This window comes from Methylobacterium sp. WL64 (assembly GCF_008039945.1).
Classification (GTDB): domain Bacteria; phylum Pseudomonadota; class Alphaproteobacteria; order Rhizobiales; family Beijerinckiaceae; genus Methylobacterium.
Window position 1 is genome coordinate 1 of sequence record NZ_VRVA01000335.1, and the last position, 504, is coordinate 504.

Below are 504 nucleotides of genomic sequence, written 5' to 3' on the forward strand. Positions count from 1 at the left end.
CCGCCATGGCCCGGGTGAAGCGCTCGCCGAAGATGACGGCGAACTGCGCCTTGGCCATGACCCACTCACGCGGGCCCATCTTCCACGCCTTCTCGGAGCGGTTCAAGACCAGGTAGAGCAGCTTCAGGGCGGCCTCGTCGGTCGGGAAGTGGCACCGGGCGCGCACAGCCCGGCGCAGCGTGGCGTTCAGGGCCTCGATGGCGTTCGTGGTGTACAGGATCCGCCGGACTTCGCCCGGGAACGCGTAGAACGGGATGACTTCGCCCCAGGCCCGTCGCCAACTCTGAGCGATGGCCGGGTACTTCCGGCCCCACGCGCCCGCCTCGAAGGCAGCCAAGGCCGTCTCGCCGGCGGCGGCATCGAGCGCACGGTAGATCTCCTTCAGCGCCGCCGCCACGAGCTTGCGGTCCTTGTAGGAGACGAAGTCGAGGCTGTGGCGCAGGAGGTGGACGATGCAGGTCTGGACCAGCGCCTCGGGGAACACCGCCCGGATCGCATCGGGGA

1 protein-coding gene is annotated in these 504 nt (G+C 69.2%); it reads right to left on the bottom strand.

Annotated elements, in window-relative coordinates:
• The coding region (locus tag FV242_RS34170) for a transposase (RefSeq protein WP_187278690.1) at positions 1-504 on the bottom strand (504 nt) is incomplete at both ends.